The sequence below is a fragment of the Micromonospora sp. M42 genome (assembly GCF_000568915.1).
Classification (GTDB): Bacteria; Actinomycetota; Actinomycetes; order Mycobacteriales; family Micromonosporaceae; genus Micromonospora; species Micromonospora chalcea.
In genome coordinates this window covers 16,656-31,964 of record NZ_KK037233.1, presented here as the reverse complement: position 1 = coordinate 31,964, position 15,309 = coordinate 16,656, and the positions used below count along the sequence as shown (strand labels likewise).

The 15,309-nt window shown below is 74.6% G+C and carries 1 protein-coding gene and 3 pseudogenes; all 4 read right to left on the bottom strand.

Going from position 1 to position 15,309, the window contains the following annotated elements; translation table 11 throughout:
• On the bottom strand, positions 1 to 4,105 hold a 4,105-nt coding region (locus tag MCBG_RS00040; protein ID WP_157560802.1), incomplete at its 3' end, for a type I polyketide synthase.
• A gap of 46 nt (positions 4,106 to 4,151) precedes the next feature.
• Positions 4,152 to 8,330 (bottom strand): annotated as a pseudogene (locus MCBG_RS00035) (SDR family NAD(P)-dependent oxidoreductase); the annotation flags it as partial.
• Between the two features lie 39 nt (positions 8,331 to 8,369).
• A pseudogene (locus tag MCBG_RS34965) lies at positions 8,370 to 9,560 on the bottom strand (beta-ketoacyl synthase N-terminal-like domain-containing protein); the annotation flags it as partial.
• Between the two features lie 36 nt (positions 9,561 to 9,596).
• Positions 9,597 to 15,309: pseudogene (locus tag MCBG_RS00025) on the bottom strand (type I polyketide synthase); the annotation flags it as partial.

Below are 15,309 nucleotides of genomic sequence, written 5' to 3'. Positions count from 1 at the left end.
TGCCGATCATGCCGCCCCGGCGCAGCCGTTCCTGGGCGCGTTCGTTCTCGGCGGGCAGGCCGGCCCCGCGCCAGGCGCCCCAGGCCACCGAGAGGGCCGGCAGTCCCTCGGCCCGGCGCCGCTCGGCGAGGGCGTCGAGGAAGGCGTTGGCCGCCCCGTACGCGCCCTGCCCGGCGTTGCCGGTGGTTCCGGCCACCGAGGAGAAGAGCACGAAGGCGTCCAGGTCGAGGTCGCGGGTCAGCTCGTCCAGGTGCAGCGCGGCGACGCACTTCGACGCGGCGACGGTGTGCAGGCGCTGCGCGGTGACGGTGTCGACGATGCCGTCGTCGAGGACGGCGGCGGTGTGCAGCACGGCGCTCAGCGGGGCGTCGGCGGGGACGGCGGCGAGCAGGTCGGCCACCTGTGCCCGGTCGGCGACGTCGCAGCGAGCCACTGTGACCCGTACGCCGAGACCGGTCAGCTCCGCCTCCAGCTCGGCGGCGCCCGGGGCGTCCGGGCCGCGCCGGCTGGCCAGCAGGACGTGCGCGGCGCCGGAGCGGCCCGCCCAGCGGGCCAGATGCCCGCCCAGTCCGCCGGTGCCACCGGTGATCAGCACGGTGCCGTGCATTCGCCGGGTGTCGTCCGCGTCGCCGGACTCGACCGGCTCGGGTTCGGTGATCCGGGTGAGGCGGCGGACGAAGACGCCGGAGGCGCGGACGGCGAGCTGGTCCTCGCCCCGGCCGGACTGCTCCGCGCCGTCGTCGCCGAAGGCGTCTTCGCCACCGCTGGCGCCGAGCGCCGCGCAGAGCAGCGCGCCGGCCTGCGCGTCGAGCACGTCGGGCAGGTCGAGCAGGCCGCCCCAGCGGGCGGGGTGTTCCAGGGCGACGGCGCGGCCGAGCCCCCAGACGGAGGCGGCGGCGGGGCGCGGCGCCGGGTCGTCGGCGCAGGCCACGACGGCTCCCCGGGTGGCGCACCACAGCGGCGCCTCGACGCCGAGCAGCCCGAGCGCCTGCACCAGCAGGGCGGTGCCCGAGACGGCCAGCGAGGTGGCCGGGTGCTCCGGGTGCGCCCGCTCGTCCAGACCCAGCAGCGAGAGCACGGCAACGGGTCCGTCCGGGCCGGTGAGCGCGGCGCTCAGCCGCTCGGCCAGCGCCGCCGGGTCGTGTGTGACGTCCAGCTCCACCGGGACGACGTCCGCGCCGAAGTTGCCCAGGGCCGACAGCACGTCGGTGACCAGCGGGTCGTCGCCCAGCGCCGCGGGCACCGGCACGAGCCAGGTGCCGGCGAGCCAGGTCAGCGGCAGGTCGGGCAGGGCCCGCCAGGTGACCCGGTAGCGCCAGCGGTCGATGTCCGGGGCGGCGTCGGCCGCGGTGAGGAAGAGCGGCGGCGCGGGCCAGTACCGGTGGTGGTCGAAGGCGTACGTGGGCAGGTCGACGGTGGCCGCGGCGGGCAGCACCCTCGTCAGGTCGACGGGCAGGCCGACTGCGTACGCGGTGGCGAGGTTGGTCAGCAGCCGGGTCGCGTCGTCGTCACCACGACGCAGACTGCCGATGGTGTGCCCGCTCACACCGGTGTCGTCGAGGATCGCGGTGACCGGCATCGTCAGCACCGGATGCGGGCTGATCTCGACGAACGTGGTGTGCCCGGCAGCCACAGCCGTCCGCACGGCCGCGTCGAAGAGCACAGTCTGCCGCAGGTTGTCGTACCAGTAGTCAGCGGTCATCACCGCCGGATCCACCCAGTCCCCGGTGAGAGTGGACACGAGCCGGGTGTGACCGGCCCGCGGACCGACACCGGCCAGGTCCGCCCGAAGCTGCTCGGCGACCTCCTGCACCGCGGGCGAATGCGACGCGTAGTCCACGGGGATCAGCCGGGCACGAACACCCTCGGCCCCGCACGCCTGGACAAGGCCGGCGACGTGCTCCGGCGGACCCGACACCACGACGGTGGACGGGCCGTTGACCGCCGCGACCCCGACACCCGGAAACGCCGGCAGCCGCTCGGCCACCGCCTCGGCCGACAGGTCCACCGACGCCATCGTCCCGGTACCCCGCAGCACCGCCAGCGCACGCGACCGCAACGCCACCGTCCGCGCCGCGTCCTCCAGGCTCAGAATGCCCGCCACACACGCCGCGCCGATCTCACCCTGCGAGTGACCGATCACCGCGTCCGGAACCACACCCGCCGCACGCCACACCGCCGCCAGAGCGACACCGACGGCCCACAGCACCGGCTGCACCACCTCGACCCGGTCCAGCCACGACTCGTCCTCGCCCGTGAGCACCGACACGAGATCCACATCGAGATACGGCGCCAACGCCCGCCGGCACTCCGCCAGACACTCGTCGAACACCGGCGTACGACCCACCAGCCCCGCCGCCATCCGCGCCGACTGCGCGCCCTGACCCGGAAACACGAAGACCGGACCCGCACCCGGACTCGACGCCACCCCCGTGACCACGTTCCCCGCCGGCTGACCGGCAGCGAAGGCATCCAGCCCGGCAAGCAACCCCTCGACGGACGACCCGACGACAACGACGCGATGATCGAACGCCGACCGGGTAGCCGCCAACGACCAGCCCACCTCCACCGGATCGATCCCACCCCGCTCACGCACGTGCCGCGCAAGCCGGGCAACCTGACCGGCCAACGCCGTCCCCGACCGCGCCGACACCGGCCAGGCCACCACATCCGAAGCGACCAACCCCGCCCCACGCCCACCCGCACCCGACTCGACCGGCTCAGCCGACTGCTCGATGATCACGTGAGCGTTGGTGCCGGAGATGCCGAACGAGGAGACGGCGCCCCGGCGTACCCGGCCCGTCTCGGGCCACGGGCGTGCCTCCGTCACCAGTTCCACCGCGCCGGCCGTCCAGTCGACGTGCGGCGACGGCGCGTCGACGTGCAGCGTCGCCGGCACGAGGCCGTGCCGGATGGCGAGCACCAGCTTGATCACGCCGGCCACGCCCGCGGCGGCCTGGGCATGGCCGATGTTCGACTTCACCGAGCCGAGCAGCAGTGGCGGTGCCTCGTCACGGTCCTGCCCGTACGTGGCGATGAGCGCCTGCGCCTCGATCGGGTCACCCAGCCTGGTGCCGGTGCCGTGCGCCTCCACCACGTCGACGTCGGCGGTGGAGAGCCGGGCGGAGGTGAGGGCCTGGCTGATGACCCGCTGCTGGGCCGGCCCGTTGGGCGCGGTCAGCCCGTTCGACGCGCCGTCCTGGTTGACGGCGGTACCGCGGACCACAGCCAGGACGCGGTGGCCGTTGCGGCGGGCGTCCGACAGCCGCTCGACCAGCAGCCAGCCGACCCCCTCGGAGAACCCGGCGCCGTCGGCGGCGGCGGCGAACGACCGGCAGCGCCCGTCGGTGGAGAGTGCGCGCTGCCGGCTGGATCCGATGTAGAGGCCCGGGGTGGCCATCACGGTCACCCCGCCGGCCAGCGCCAGGTCGCACTCCCCCGCCCGCAGCGCCTGCACGGCTAGGTGCAGCGCCACCAGCGACGACGAGCAGGCCGTGTCGATGGATACGGCCGGTCCTTCGAGCCCGAGGGCGTACGACACCCGGCCCGACGCGACGGCCGCCGCGCCCCCGGTCATCGAGTGCCCTTCGTCGCCGTCGGGCGACATCATCAGCAGGGTGCCGTAGTCCTGCCCGTTGGTGCCGACGAACACCCCGGTCCGGCTGCCGCGCAGCGAGGCGGGGTCGATGCCGGCGGCCTCGACCGCCTCCCAGGAGGTCTCCAGCAGCAGCCGCTGCTGGGGGTCCATGGTCAGCGCCTCGCGCGGCGAGATGCCGAAGAAGGCGGAGTCGAAGTCGCCGGCCCCGTCGACGAACCCGCCCTCCCGGGCGTACGAGGTGCCCGGGTGGTCGGGGTCGGGGTGGTAGAGGCGCTCCAGGTCCCAGCCCCGGTCGTCGGGGAAGGGCGCGACGGCGTCCCGGCCGTCCCGCAACAGCTCCCACAGGTCGTCGGGGTTGCGCACCCCGCCCGGCAACCGGCAGCTCATCGCCACGATCGCCACCGGCTCCAGTTCCTGGGACTGGGCCTCGCTGAGTCGGCGGCGGGTGTCGTGGAGATCAGCCATGACCCGCTTGAGGTAGTCGCGGAGCTTGTCTTCGTTGGCCATCGGAGTGCCGCTTCCTCGAAAGAGACGGGAGAGAGCTGGAGCTGGGTCAGGAGATGCCGAGGTCCTTGTCCACCATCGCGAACAGTTCGTCGTCGGTGGCGTCGTCGAGGTGCCGGCCGATGTCGGCGCCACCGCTGTCCTGGCCGAGCCGGGAGAGCATCGCCTGCAGGCGTACGGTGGCCCGCACCCGGGCCGCCTCGTCCCGGGCGACCACGTCGAGGCCCTCGGCGATCCGGTCCAGATCGTCGAGGAGCGCGTTCGGGGTGACCACGTCGTCGTGGGCGACCTCGGCGTAGAGGTACTCCGCCAGGGTCGTCGGGGTCGGGTAGTCGAAGACCAGGGTGACCGGGAGGGCCACGGCGGTGGCCGCGCCGAGCCGGTTACGCAGCTCGACGGCGGTGACGGAGTCGAAGCCCAGCTCCCGGAACGCCCGATGCTCGTCCACGGAGTCGGCGGACGGGTAGTTGAGCACGGCGGCGACCTGGCCACGGACCAGGCCGAGCAGCACGGCGAACCGCTCGGCGGCGGGCAGCCCGGCGAGCCGCTCCCGCAACGACTCCGGGCCGTCGCCGACCTCCACGCTGTCCATCGCCTCGGCGGCGGCGAGCCGCCGCACGTCCGGCAGGTCGCTGATCAGCGGACCGGGCCGGGTGGCGGTGAACGCGACGGAGAACCGTTCCCAGGCGATGTCGGCGATGGTGAGGAACGCCTCGCCGTGGTCCACGGCCTGGTGCAGCGCGGTGATCGCCGCCTCCGGGGTCATCTCGGGTACGCCGTGGCGGTGCAGCAGCTCGCCGAGCGGCCCGTCGGCCATGCCGCCGCCGGCCCACGCCCCCCAGGCGACGGAGGTGGCGGTGAGGCCGAGGCCCCGGCGGTGCTGGGCGAGCGCGTCGAGGAACGCGTTGCTCGGGGCGTAGTTGCCGACGCCGGAGCTGGCCACGCTGCCGGCGAAGGACGAGAACATGACGAACGCGGACAGCTCGTGGTCGAGGGTCAGCTCGTGCAGGTTGTACGCGACGTCGACCTTGGCCCGCAGCACCCGTTCGATCTGCTCGGGCCGGATGTCGTTGATCATGGCGTCGTCGAGGACCGCGGAGGCGTGCACGACCGCGGTGAGCGGGTACTCGGCGGGGATCGCCTCGATCAGCTCGGCCAGGGCGTCGCGGTCGGAGGCGTCGCACTCGACCACTGTGGCCTGGGCGCCCAGCGCGGTGAGGTCGTCGACGAGCTGCTGCGCGCCGGGCGCGGCCATGCCCCGCCGGCTGACGACGACGATGTTCTCCACACCGCTGCGGGCCAGCCAGCGGGCGGCGTGCCCACCGAGCGCGCCGGTGCCGCCGGTGACGAGCCCCGTGCCGTACGGCTGCCACGGGTTGGCGGGCTTACTGTCGCCGAGCGGGACGCGGGTGAGCCGGCGGGCGAGCAGGCCACTCGGGCGTACCGCGATCTGGTCCTCGTCCCCGGCGGTGGTGAGGGCCGCGACCAGCAGGTCGGCACAGCGGTCCTCCACGGCCTCGGGCAGGTCCACGAGGCCGCCCCAGCGCTGCGGGTGCTCCAGCGCGGCGACCCGGCCGAAGCCCCAGACCAGCGACTGCGCCGGGGCGCGCAGCAGGTCGGCCATGCCTACCGACGCGGCGCCGGAGGTGACGCTCCACATCGGCGCGCGCAGGCCGATGTCGCCGAGGGCCTGGAAGAGCGCGACGGTGGCGGCGAAGCCGCCGGGCACGGAGGGGTACAGCGGGTGGGCCAGCTCGTCGAAGGCGAGCAGCGAGACCACGCCGGCGACGTCGGCGGTGGCGTCGCCGCCCGGTCCGGCGGCGAGCGCCTCCTGCAGCAGCTTGCCGAACTGGTCGCGGTCGACGTCGGGCGTGGAGACGGCCACCGGCACGAGCGTCGCGCCGGCCGCCGCGATCGCCTCGACGCAGGCGTCCTGCCAGGGCTCGATGATGTCGCCGGTCGGCATGACCACGACCCAGGTGCCGTCCATGCCCCGGTTGGCGACGCCGGTCAGGGGCTTCCAGGTGTCCTGGTAGCGCCAACTGTCGATGTCGGCCTGCCGGCGCCGCTGCCGGCGCCAGGAGGTGAGCATCGGCAGGGCCGGCAGCAGCGCGTCGAGAACCTCGTGTGCCGGGGTCTCGTCGGTGGCGATGGTCTCAGCGAGCGCCGTGACGTCCCCGCTCTCGACGGCGGCCCAGAAGCCCGCGTCGCCCGGGTCGCCGCTCATGCCCGACAGCAGGGTCTGCAGGTCGGGCCCGCCGCTGCCGTCGAGCCAGAACCGCTGGTGGTCGAAGGCGTACGTGGGCAGCGGCGCGACCTCGGTCTCGGCGAGGACGTCCGCCAGGTCGACGGGCAGGCCGACGGCGTACGCGGTGGCGAGGTTGGTCAGCAGCCGGGTCGCGTCGTCGTCGCCCCGGCGCAGGCTGCCCAGGGTGTGCCCGCTCACGCCGGTGTCGTCGAGGATCGCGGTGACCGGCATCGTCAGCACCGGATGCGGGCTGATCTCGACGAACGTGGTGTGCCCGGCGGCGACCGCCGTACGGACCGCGGCGTCGAACTGCACGGTCTGCCGCAGGTTGTCGTACCAGTGCTCCGCGCCCATGGTGAGCGGGTCGGCCCACTCGCCCGTGAGGGTGGAGACCAGCCGGGTGTGGCCGGCCCGCGGGGTGACGCCGGCCAGGTCCGCGCGGAGCTGCTCGGCCACCTGCCGCACGGCCTCGGAGTGCGACGCGTAGTCCACGGGGATCAGCCGGGCGCGGACGCCCTGCGCCTGGCACGCCTGCACGAGGTCGGCCACGGGCTGCGGCGGGCCGGACACCACGACGGTGGACGGCCCGTTGACGGCCGCGACTCCGACGCCCGGGAACTCCCCCAGGCGCTCGGTGACCGCGTCGGCGGACAGGTCGATCGACGCCATCGTCCCGGTCCCCCGCAGCACCGTCAGCGCCCGCGACCGCAACGCCACTGCCTTCGCGGCGTCCTCCAGGCTCAGGATCCCGGCGACACAGGCCGCGCCGATCTCGCCCTGCGAGTGACCGATCACCGCGTCCGGGACGACGCCCGCCGCGCGCCACACGGCCGCCAGGGCGATGCCGACGGCCCACAGCACCGGCTGCACGACCTCGACCCGCTCCAGCCACGACTCGTCGTCACCGGTCAACACCGCGACGAGGTCCACGTCGAGGTACGGCGCCAGGGCCCGCTGGCACTCGGCCAGCTTCGCGTCGAACACCGGCGTACGACCGACGAGCCCGGCCGCCATCCGCGCCGACTGCGCCCCCTGACCCGGGAACACGAAGACGGGACCTGCGCCGGCGCTGGTGACCGTACCGGTGACGAGGTTCCCCGCCGGCTGGCCGGCGGCGAGGGCGTCCAGCCCGGCCAGCAGCTCGTCGGCGGTCGACCCGACGACGGCGGCACGGTGGTCGAACGTCGAGCGGGTGGTGGCCAGCGACCAGCCGACCGCCGCCGGATCGATCTCGCCGCGCCTGCGCAGGAAGTCCGCGAGCCGGGCCGCCTGCCCGCCCAGGGCGGTCCTCGACCGGGCCGACACCGGCCAGAAGGTCACGTCCGAGGCGACCAGGCCCGGCCGGCGCGCGGGCTCGACGGCGCCGGTCCCGTCCGCCTGCCCGCCGTCGACGGTCGCCGCCTCGGCGACGCGCGGGCGGTACTCCTCCAGGATGACGTGGGCGTTGGTGCCGCTGACCCCGAAGGAGGAGACGCCGCCGCGGCGGGGGCGGTCCAGTTCCGGCCACGGCTTGGACTCGGTGAGCAGGGAGACCGCCCCGGCCGTCCAGTCCACGTGCGGGGACGGCTCGTCGATGTGCAGGGTCTCCGGCATGACGCCGTTACGCAGCGCCATCACCATCTTGACCAGCCCGGCGACGCCGGCGGCGCTCTGGGTGTGGCCGATGTTCGACTTCACCGAGCCCAGCCACAGCGGACGGTCGGCCGGGCGGTCCTGCCCGTACGTGGCGATGAGCGCCTGCGCCTCGATCGGGTCGCCGAGGGTGGTGCCGGTGCCGTGCGCCTCGACCATGTCGACGTCGGCGGAGCCGAGCCGGGCGTTGGCGAGGGCCTGGCGGATGACCCGCTGCTGAGAGGGGCCGTTGGGGGCGGTGAGCCCGTTGGAGGCGCCGTCCTGGTTGAGGGCGCTGCCCCGGATCACGGCGAGGACCGGGTGGCCGTTGCGTTCGGCGTCGGCCAGCCGCTCCACGACGAGCACGCCGCCCATTGAGATCTATCGGCTCCTCCGGCATGACGCCGTCAGCGCCATCACCATCTTGACCAGCCCGGCGACGCCGGCGGCGCTCTGGGTGTGGCCGATGTTCGACTTCACCGAGCCCAGCCACAGCGGACGGTCGGCCGGGCGGTCCTGCCCGTACGTGGCGATGAGCGCCTGCGCCTCGATCGGGTCGCCGAGGGTGGTGCCGGTGCCGTGCGCCTCGACCATGTCGACGTCGGCGGAGCCGAGCCGGGCGTTGGCGAGGGCCTGGCGGATGACCCGCTGCTGAGAGGGGCCGTTGGGGGCGGTGAGCCCGTTGGAGGCGCCGTCCTGGTTGAGGGCGCTGCCCCGGATCACGGCGAGGACCGGGTGGCCGTTGCGTTCGGCGTCGGCCAGCCGCTCCACGACGAGCACGCCGCCGCCCTCGCCCCAGCCGGTGCCGTCCGCGCCGGCCGCGAAGGCCCGGCACCGGCCGTCGACGGACATGCCGCGCTGCCGGGAGAAGACGACGAACACGCCGGGGGTGACCATGACGGTGACGCCACCGGCGATGGCCAGGTCGCACTCGCCGCGGCGCAGGGCGTTCACGGCGAGGTGCAGGGCCACCAGCGAGGAGGAGCAGGCGGTGTCCACGGTGACGGCCGGGCCGTTGAGGCCGAGGGTGAACGAGATCCGGCCGGACGCCACGCTCGTGGTGTTGCCGGTGCCGATGTACATGTCGACGCCCTCGGGCACGTTCGGCAGACCCATGCCGTAGTTCGAGGTGCTCAGCCCGACGAAGACACCGGTGGAGCTGCCGCGCAGCGACAGCGGGTCGATGCCGGCCCGCTCGACGGCCTCCCAGGACGTCTCCAGCAGCAGCCGCTGCTGCGGGTCCATGGCGAGGGCCTCACGCGGCGAGATCCCGAACAGGGACGGGTCGAAGTCACCGGCGCCGTCGAGGAACCCGCCGATGCGGGTGTAGCTCTTGCCCGGCTTGTTCGGGTCGGGGTCATAGAGCGCCTCCAGGTCCCAGCCCCGGTCGTCCGGGAACTCGGTGAGCGCGTCCCGGCCGTCGGCGACAAGCTCCCACAGGTCCTCCGGCGACCGCACACCACCCGGGAAGCGGCAGCTCATCGAGACGATGGCCAGCGGCTCCTGGTCGCGGGCCTCGACGGTCTGCAGCTTGCGCTTGGTGTCGTGCAGGTCGGCTGTCACCCGCTTCAGGAAGTACCGCAGCTTGTCGTCGCTCATCGGGTGGCCCCTGCCTCGGTCCGAAGGTTGGTCATCTCAGGAGATTCCAAACTCTTTGCTGATGAAGTCGAAGATCTCGTCGTCGCTGGCCGAGTCGAGGTCTGGCCGGTCCGGTTCGACGGCGGGCCCGGCCGCCAGGTCGGACGCCTTGGCGAGCAGGTCCTGCATCCGGGCGGTGAACCGGGCGCGGGCCGCCGGGTCGAGCGGGATGGCGGTGAGCAGGCTCTCCACCGTGTCGATGCCCTGGAAGAGCGGCTGGATGGAGGGCGCCGCGTCGGCGGCGATCTCGCTCGTCAGCTTCTCGGCGAGCGCCGTCGGCGTCGGGTAGTCGAACACGAGCGTCGCCGGCAGCCGCAGGCCGGACAGGCTGTTGAGCCGGTTGCGCAGGTCGACGGCGGTGAGCGAGTCGAAGCCCAGGTCGGTGAAGAGCCGGTTCGGGTCGACCGCGTCCGAGCCGGCGTGGCCGAGGACGGCGGCGATGTTCGCGCGTACCACGTCGAGCACCACCTTGAGCCGCTCCGGGGCGGCCAGTCCGGCGAGCCGCCGGCCGAGCTGCACCCCGCCGGAGCGGGCACCGGTGGCGTCCATGGAGCGTCGCAGCGGCACCCGGACCAGGGCCCGGAGCATGGGCGCGAGGGTGCCGGTCTCCGCCTGCCCGCGCAGCGTCCCGACGTCCAGGCGCATCGGCAGGACGGTTGCCGCGTCGAGCCGCCACGCGGCGTCGAAGAGATCCAGCGCCTGCTCGGTGAGCAGGCCGGTGGCGCCCTGCTCGGCCATCCGCCGCACGTCGTCGCCGCCGAGGTGGCCCGTCATGCCGCTGGCCTGCGCCCACAGGCCCCAGGCGAGCGAGATGCCGGCGAGCCCGCGTGCCCGGCGGTGCGCCGCGAGGGCGTCGAGGAAGGCGTTCGACGCCGCGTAGTTGGACTGGCCGGCGCTGCCCAGCGTGGCCGCCGCCGACGAGAACAGGACGAAGGCCGCGAGGTTCGCGTCGGCCGTGAGGCGGTGCAGGTGCCAGGCGGCGTCGATCTTCGGCACGGCGACCGCGTCCACCCGTTCGGGGGTCATCGACTCCAGCACGCCGTCGTCGAGGACGCCGGCGGCGTGCACCACGGCGGTGAGCGGGTGCGCTGCCGGCACCCCGGCCAGCAGCGCCGACAGGGCCTCGGGGTCGGCGGCGTCGCAGGCCGCGACGGTCACCTCCGTACCGGTGCCGGCGAGTTCGTCGACCAGGTCGCCGATCCCCTCGGCCGCCGCGCCGCGCCGCCCGGCCAGCAGCAGGTGCCGTACGCCGTGGCTGGTGGCGAGGTGGCGGGCCAGGATGCGGCCCAGCACGCCCGTGCCGCCGGTGATCAGCACGGTGCCGGCCGGGTCGATCCCGCCGGGCAGCGGCTCGACACCGGCCGGAACCCGGCCGAGCCGTGGGGTGCGGACCTGCCCGTCGCGCACGGCGAGCTGCGGCTCGCCGGAGGCGATGGCGGCGGCCAGCGCGGCGGCGCTGTCCGGGGCGTCGTCGAGGTCGACGAGCTGGCACCGGCCCGGGTGTTCGAGCTGGGCGGCGCGCAGCAGGCCCCAGACCGGGGCCTGGCGCAGGTTCACCTGCTCCTGCTCCCCCGCCGCGACCGCGTCCCGGGTGACGAGCACCAGCCGCGAGTCGGCGAACCGGTCGTCGGCGAGCCAGGTCCGCAACGCGGCGAGCGTACGGTGCGTGGCGGCGCGCGCCTGCGCGGCGAGCTCCGGGTCCGACGGGTTCCCGGCGTCGCCGACCGGGACGATCACCAGCTCGGGCGCCGGCTCACCCCCGGCGAGCAGGTCGCCGAGGGTGTCGAGCCCGACGTCGGTACGCACCCGGGCACCGGCCGCCTCGCAGGCCGCGCTGAGCACCAGGTCGTCGCCGAGCGCCACCCAGCGGGTGGCCGCCGGCACGGGGCCGGTGGGCACCGGCAGCACGGGCCAGTCCACCTGGAACAGCGACTCGTGCCGGCCGGAGCGGGCCGCGCCGAGGGAGTCCCCGGAGACACGGCGCATGATCAGCGAGTCGACGTGCAGCACCGGGGCGCCGGTGGCGTCGGCCACCTGGAACGAGACGCCGACCTCGCCGGCCGCGGCGACGCGCACGCGCAGGGCGGTGGCCCCGGCGGCGAGCAGGGAGACCCCGGTCCAGGCGAACGGCAGACGGGGCACGCCGGCGTCGGCGCCGTCGCCCATCCGGCCGAGGAAGCCGCCGATCGACATGGCCTGCAGCGCGCCGTCGAGCAGCGCCGGGTGCACGCCGAAGCGGCCGGCCTCGGCGTGGTGGCCGGCGGGCAGCTCGACCTCGGCGAAGACCTCGTCGTCGCGGATCCACGCGGCACGCAGACCCCGGAACGCAGGCCCGTATCCGAAGACGGTCGCCTCGATGCCGGAGTAGAAGTCGTCGGACTCGACGCGCGTCGCGCCGGGCGGCGGCCACACCCCCAGGTCGAAGGCGGGCGCGGCGTCGGCCGGCTGCGGGCCGAGCAGGCCGGTGGCGTGGCAGGTCCAGGCGACGTCGGCGAGGATCTCGTCGGAGCCGTCCCGGTAGGGCCGGGAGTGGAGCTGGACGGTGCGCCGCCCGTCGTCGTCGCGGTCGCCGACCGTCAGCTGCACCTGGAGCGCGCCGAGTTCGGGCAGGACGAGCGGGGCGAGCAGCGTCAGCTCCTCCACCGTCGGGCAGCCGGCCTGCGCACCGGCGTATGTGGCGAGTTCCACGAAGGCGGTGCCGGGCAGCAGGATGTTGTCCATCACCCGGTGCTCGCCGAGCCACGGGTGGGTACGCACCGACAGCCGCCCGGTGAAGACCATCCGCTCGCTGTCGGGGAACGTCAGCGTGGCGCTGAGCAGCGGGTGCCCGGCGTCCTGGAGACCGGCGGAGCTGACGTCCTGCGCCCGGTGCGCCGGCGGCTCGACCCAGTACCGCTGGTGGTCGAAGGCGTACGTGGGCAGGGCGACAGGGTCGGTCCCGGCGAGGACGGCCGTCAGGTCGACGGGCAGGCCGATCGCGTGGGCGGTGGCGAGGTTGGTCAGCAGCCGCGTCGGGTCGTCGTCACCGCGGCGCAGGCTGCCCAGGGTGTGCCCGGTGACGCCGGCGTCGTCCAGGATCGCCGTCACCGGCATCGTCAGCACCGGGTGGGGGCTGATCTCCACGAACGTCGTGTGACCCGCCTCGACCGCCACCCGCACGGCGGCGTCAAACTGCACGGTCTGCCGCAGGTTGTCGTACCAGTAGCCGGCGACATCGAGGACGGGTCCACCCAGTCCCCGGTGAGGGTGGAGACGAGCCGGACGTTGCCCTGTCGCGGCGTCACGTCGGCCAGGTCGGCGCGCAACCGCTCGGCCACCTCCTGCACCGCCGCCGAGTGCGACGCGTAGTCCACCGGGATCAACCGCGCCCGCACCCCGTCGGCCTGACACGCCGCCACCAGATCCGCGACCGGCTGCGGCGGACCCGACACCACGACCGTCGACGGGCCGTTCACCGCCGCGACGCCCACCCCGGGGAAGCCCGGCAGGCGCTCCGTCACCGCGTCCGCGCGGAGGTCGACCGACGCCATCGTCCCGGTGCCCCGCAGCGCGGTCAGGGCCCGGGAGCGCAACGCCACCGCCTTCGCCGCGTCCTCCAGGGAGAGGATCCCGGCCACGCACGCCGCGCCGATCTCACCCTGCGAGTGACCGATCACCGCCGCCGGAACCACACCCGCGTGCTGCCACACGGCGGCGAGGGCGACGCCGACGGCCCACAGCACCGGCTGCACGACCTCCACCCGCGCCAGCCACGACTCGTCGTCACCGGTGAGCACCGACACGAGGTCCACGTCCAGATACGGCGCCAACGCCCGCTGGCACTCCGCCAACCGCGCGTCGAAGACCGGCGTACGACCCACCAGACCGGCCGCCATCCGCGCCGACTGCGCACCCTGACCCGGGAACACGAACACCGGGCCCGCACCGTGCGACGACGACGTCGCCGCGACCACGTTGCCGGCCGGCGACCCCGACGCCAGAGCGTCCAGCCCCGCCAGCAACTCCTCCGCGCTCGACCCGACCACGACCGCCCGCTGGTCGAACGTCGACCGGGTCGTCGTCAGGGACCAGCCCACCGCCGCCGCATCGACCTCGCCGTGCTCGCGTACGTGCCGGGCCAGCCGGGCCGCCTGGCCGGTCAGGGCTTCCCTCGACCGCCCCGACAGCGGCCACACCACGACGTCGGAATCCACGAGGCCGGGCCGTGTGTCCACACGTGCGGCGTCGACCGGCTCGTCACCCTGCTCGATGATCACGTGGGCGTTCGTGCCGGAGATGCCGAACGACGACACCGCCGCCCGGCGCGGCCGGTCCACCACCGGCCACGGCCGCGACTCCGTGGCCAGCTCGACGGCGCCGGAGGTCCAGTCGATGTGCGGGGACGGCTCGTCCACGTGCAGCGTCGCCGGGACGAGGCCGTGCCGGATGGCCTGCACCATCTTGATCACACCGGCCACCCCGGCGGCGGCCTGGGCGTGGCCGATGTTCGACTTGATCGAGCCGAGCAGCAGCGGCCGGTCGGCGGGCCGCTCCCGCCCGTACGTGGCCAGCAGGGCCTGCGCCTCGATCGGGTCACCGAGCGTCGTGCCCGTGCCGTGCGCCTCGACCACGTCCACGTCGGCCGTGGTAAGGCGGGCCGACGCCAGCGCCTGGCGGATCACCCGCTGCTGCGACGGACCGTTCGGGGCGGTCAGCCCGTTCGAGGCACCGTCCTGGTTGATCGCCGAGCCGCGCACCACCGCGTACACGGTGCGGCCCTGTCGGCGCGCGTCGGAGAGCCGCTGCACGAGCAGCATGCCCACGCCCTCGGACCAGCCGGTGCCGTCGGCCGACGCGGCGAACGACTTGCACCGGCCGTCGGCGGCCAGGCCGCGCTGCCGGGAGAACTCGACGAAGGCGGTCGGGGTGGCCATCACCATCACGCCACCGGCGAGGGCCATGTCGCACTCGCCGCGCCGCAGCGCCTGACCGGCCCAGTGCAGGGCCACCAGCGACGAGGAGCAGGCCGTGTCCAGCGACACCGCCGGCCCCTCCAGCCCGAACGTGTACGCCACCCGGCCGGAGATGACGCTGCTGGTCATCCCGGTCAGCATGTAGCCCTCGGCGGCCTCCGGCGAGTACGCGAGCAGCGAGCCGTAGTCCTGGCCGCTGGTGCCGACGAAGACGCCGGTGCTGCTGCCCCGTACGTCGGCCGGGTCGATGCCGGCGGACTCGAAGGACTCCCAGGTGGTTTCCAGCAGCAGCCGCTGCTGCGGGTCCATGGCCAGGGCCTCGCGGGGCGAGATGCCGAAGAAGCCGGGGTCGAACCGGTCCACGCCGCTGAGGAAGCCGCCGCCGCGGGCGTAGAAGGTGCCGGGGGCGTCGGGGTCGGGGCTGTAGAGGCTGTCGAGGTCCCAGCCACGGTCGGTCGGCAGGTCGCTGATCGCGTCGACGCCGTCGACCACCAGCCGCCACAGGTCGTCGGGCGACCACACGCCGCCGGGCAGCCGGCAGGCCATGCCGATGATCGCGAGGGGCTCGTCGTCGCCGACCGGCACGGTGGTCGTCGCGGGTCGCACGGGGACCGGGGTGCCGGCGATCTCCGTACCCAGGAAGCCCGCCAGGTCGTGCGGGGTCGGGTAGTCGAAGACGAGGGTGGCCGGCAGCCGCATCCCGAAGGCGTTGTTGAGCCGGTTGCGCATCTCGACGGCGGTCAGCGAGTCGAAGCCGA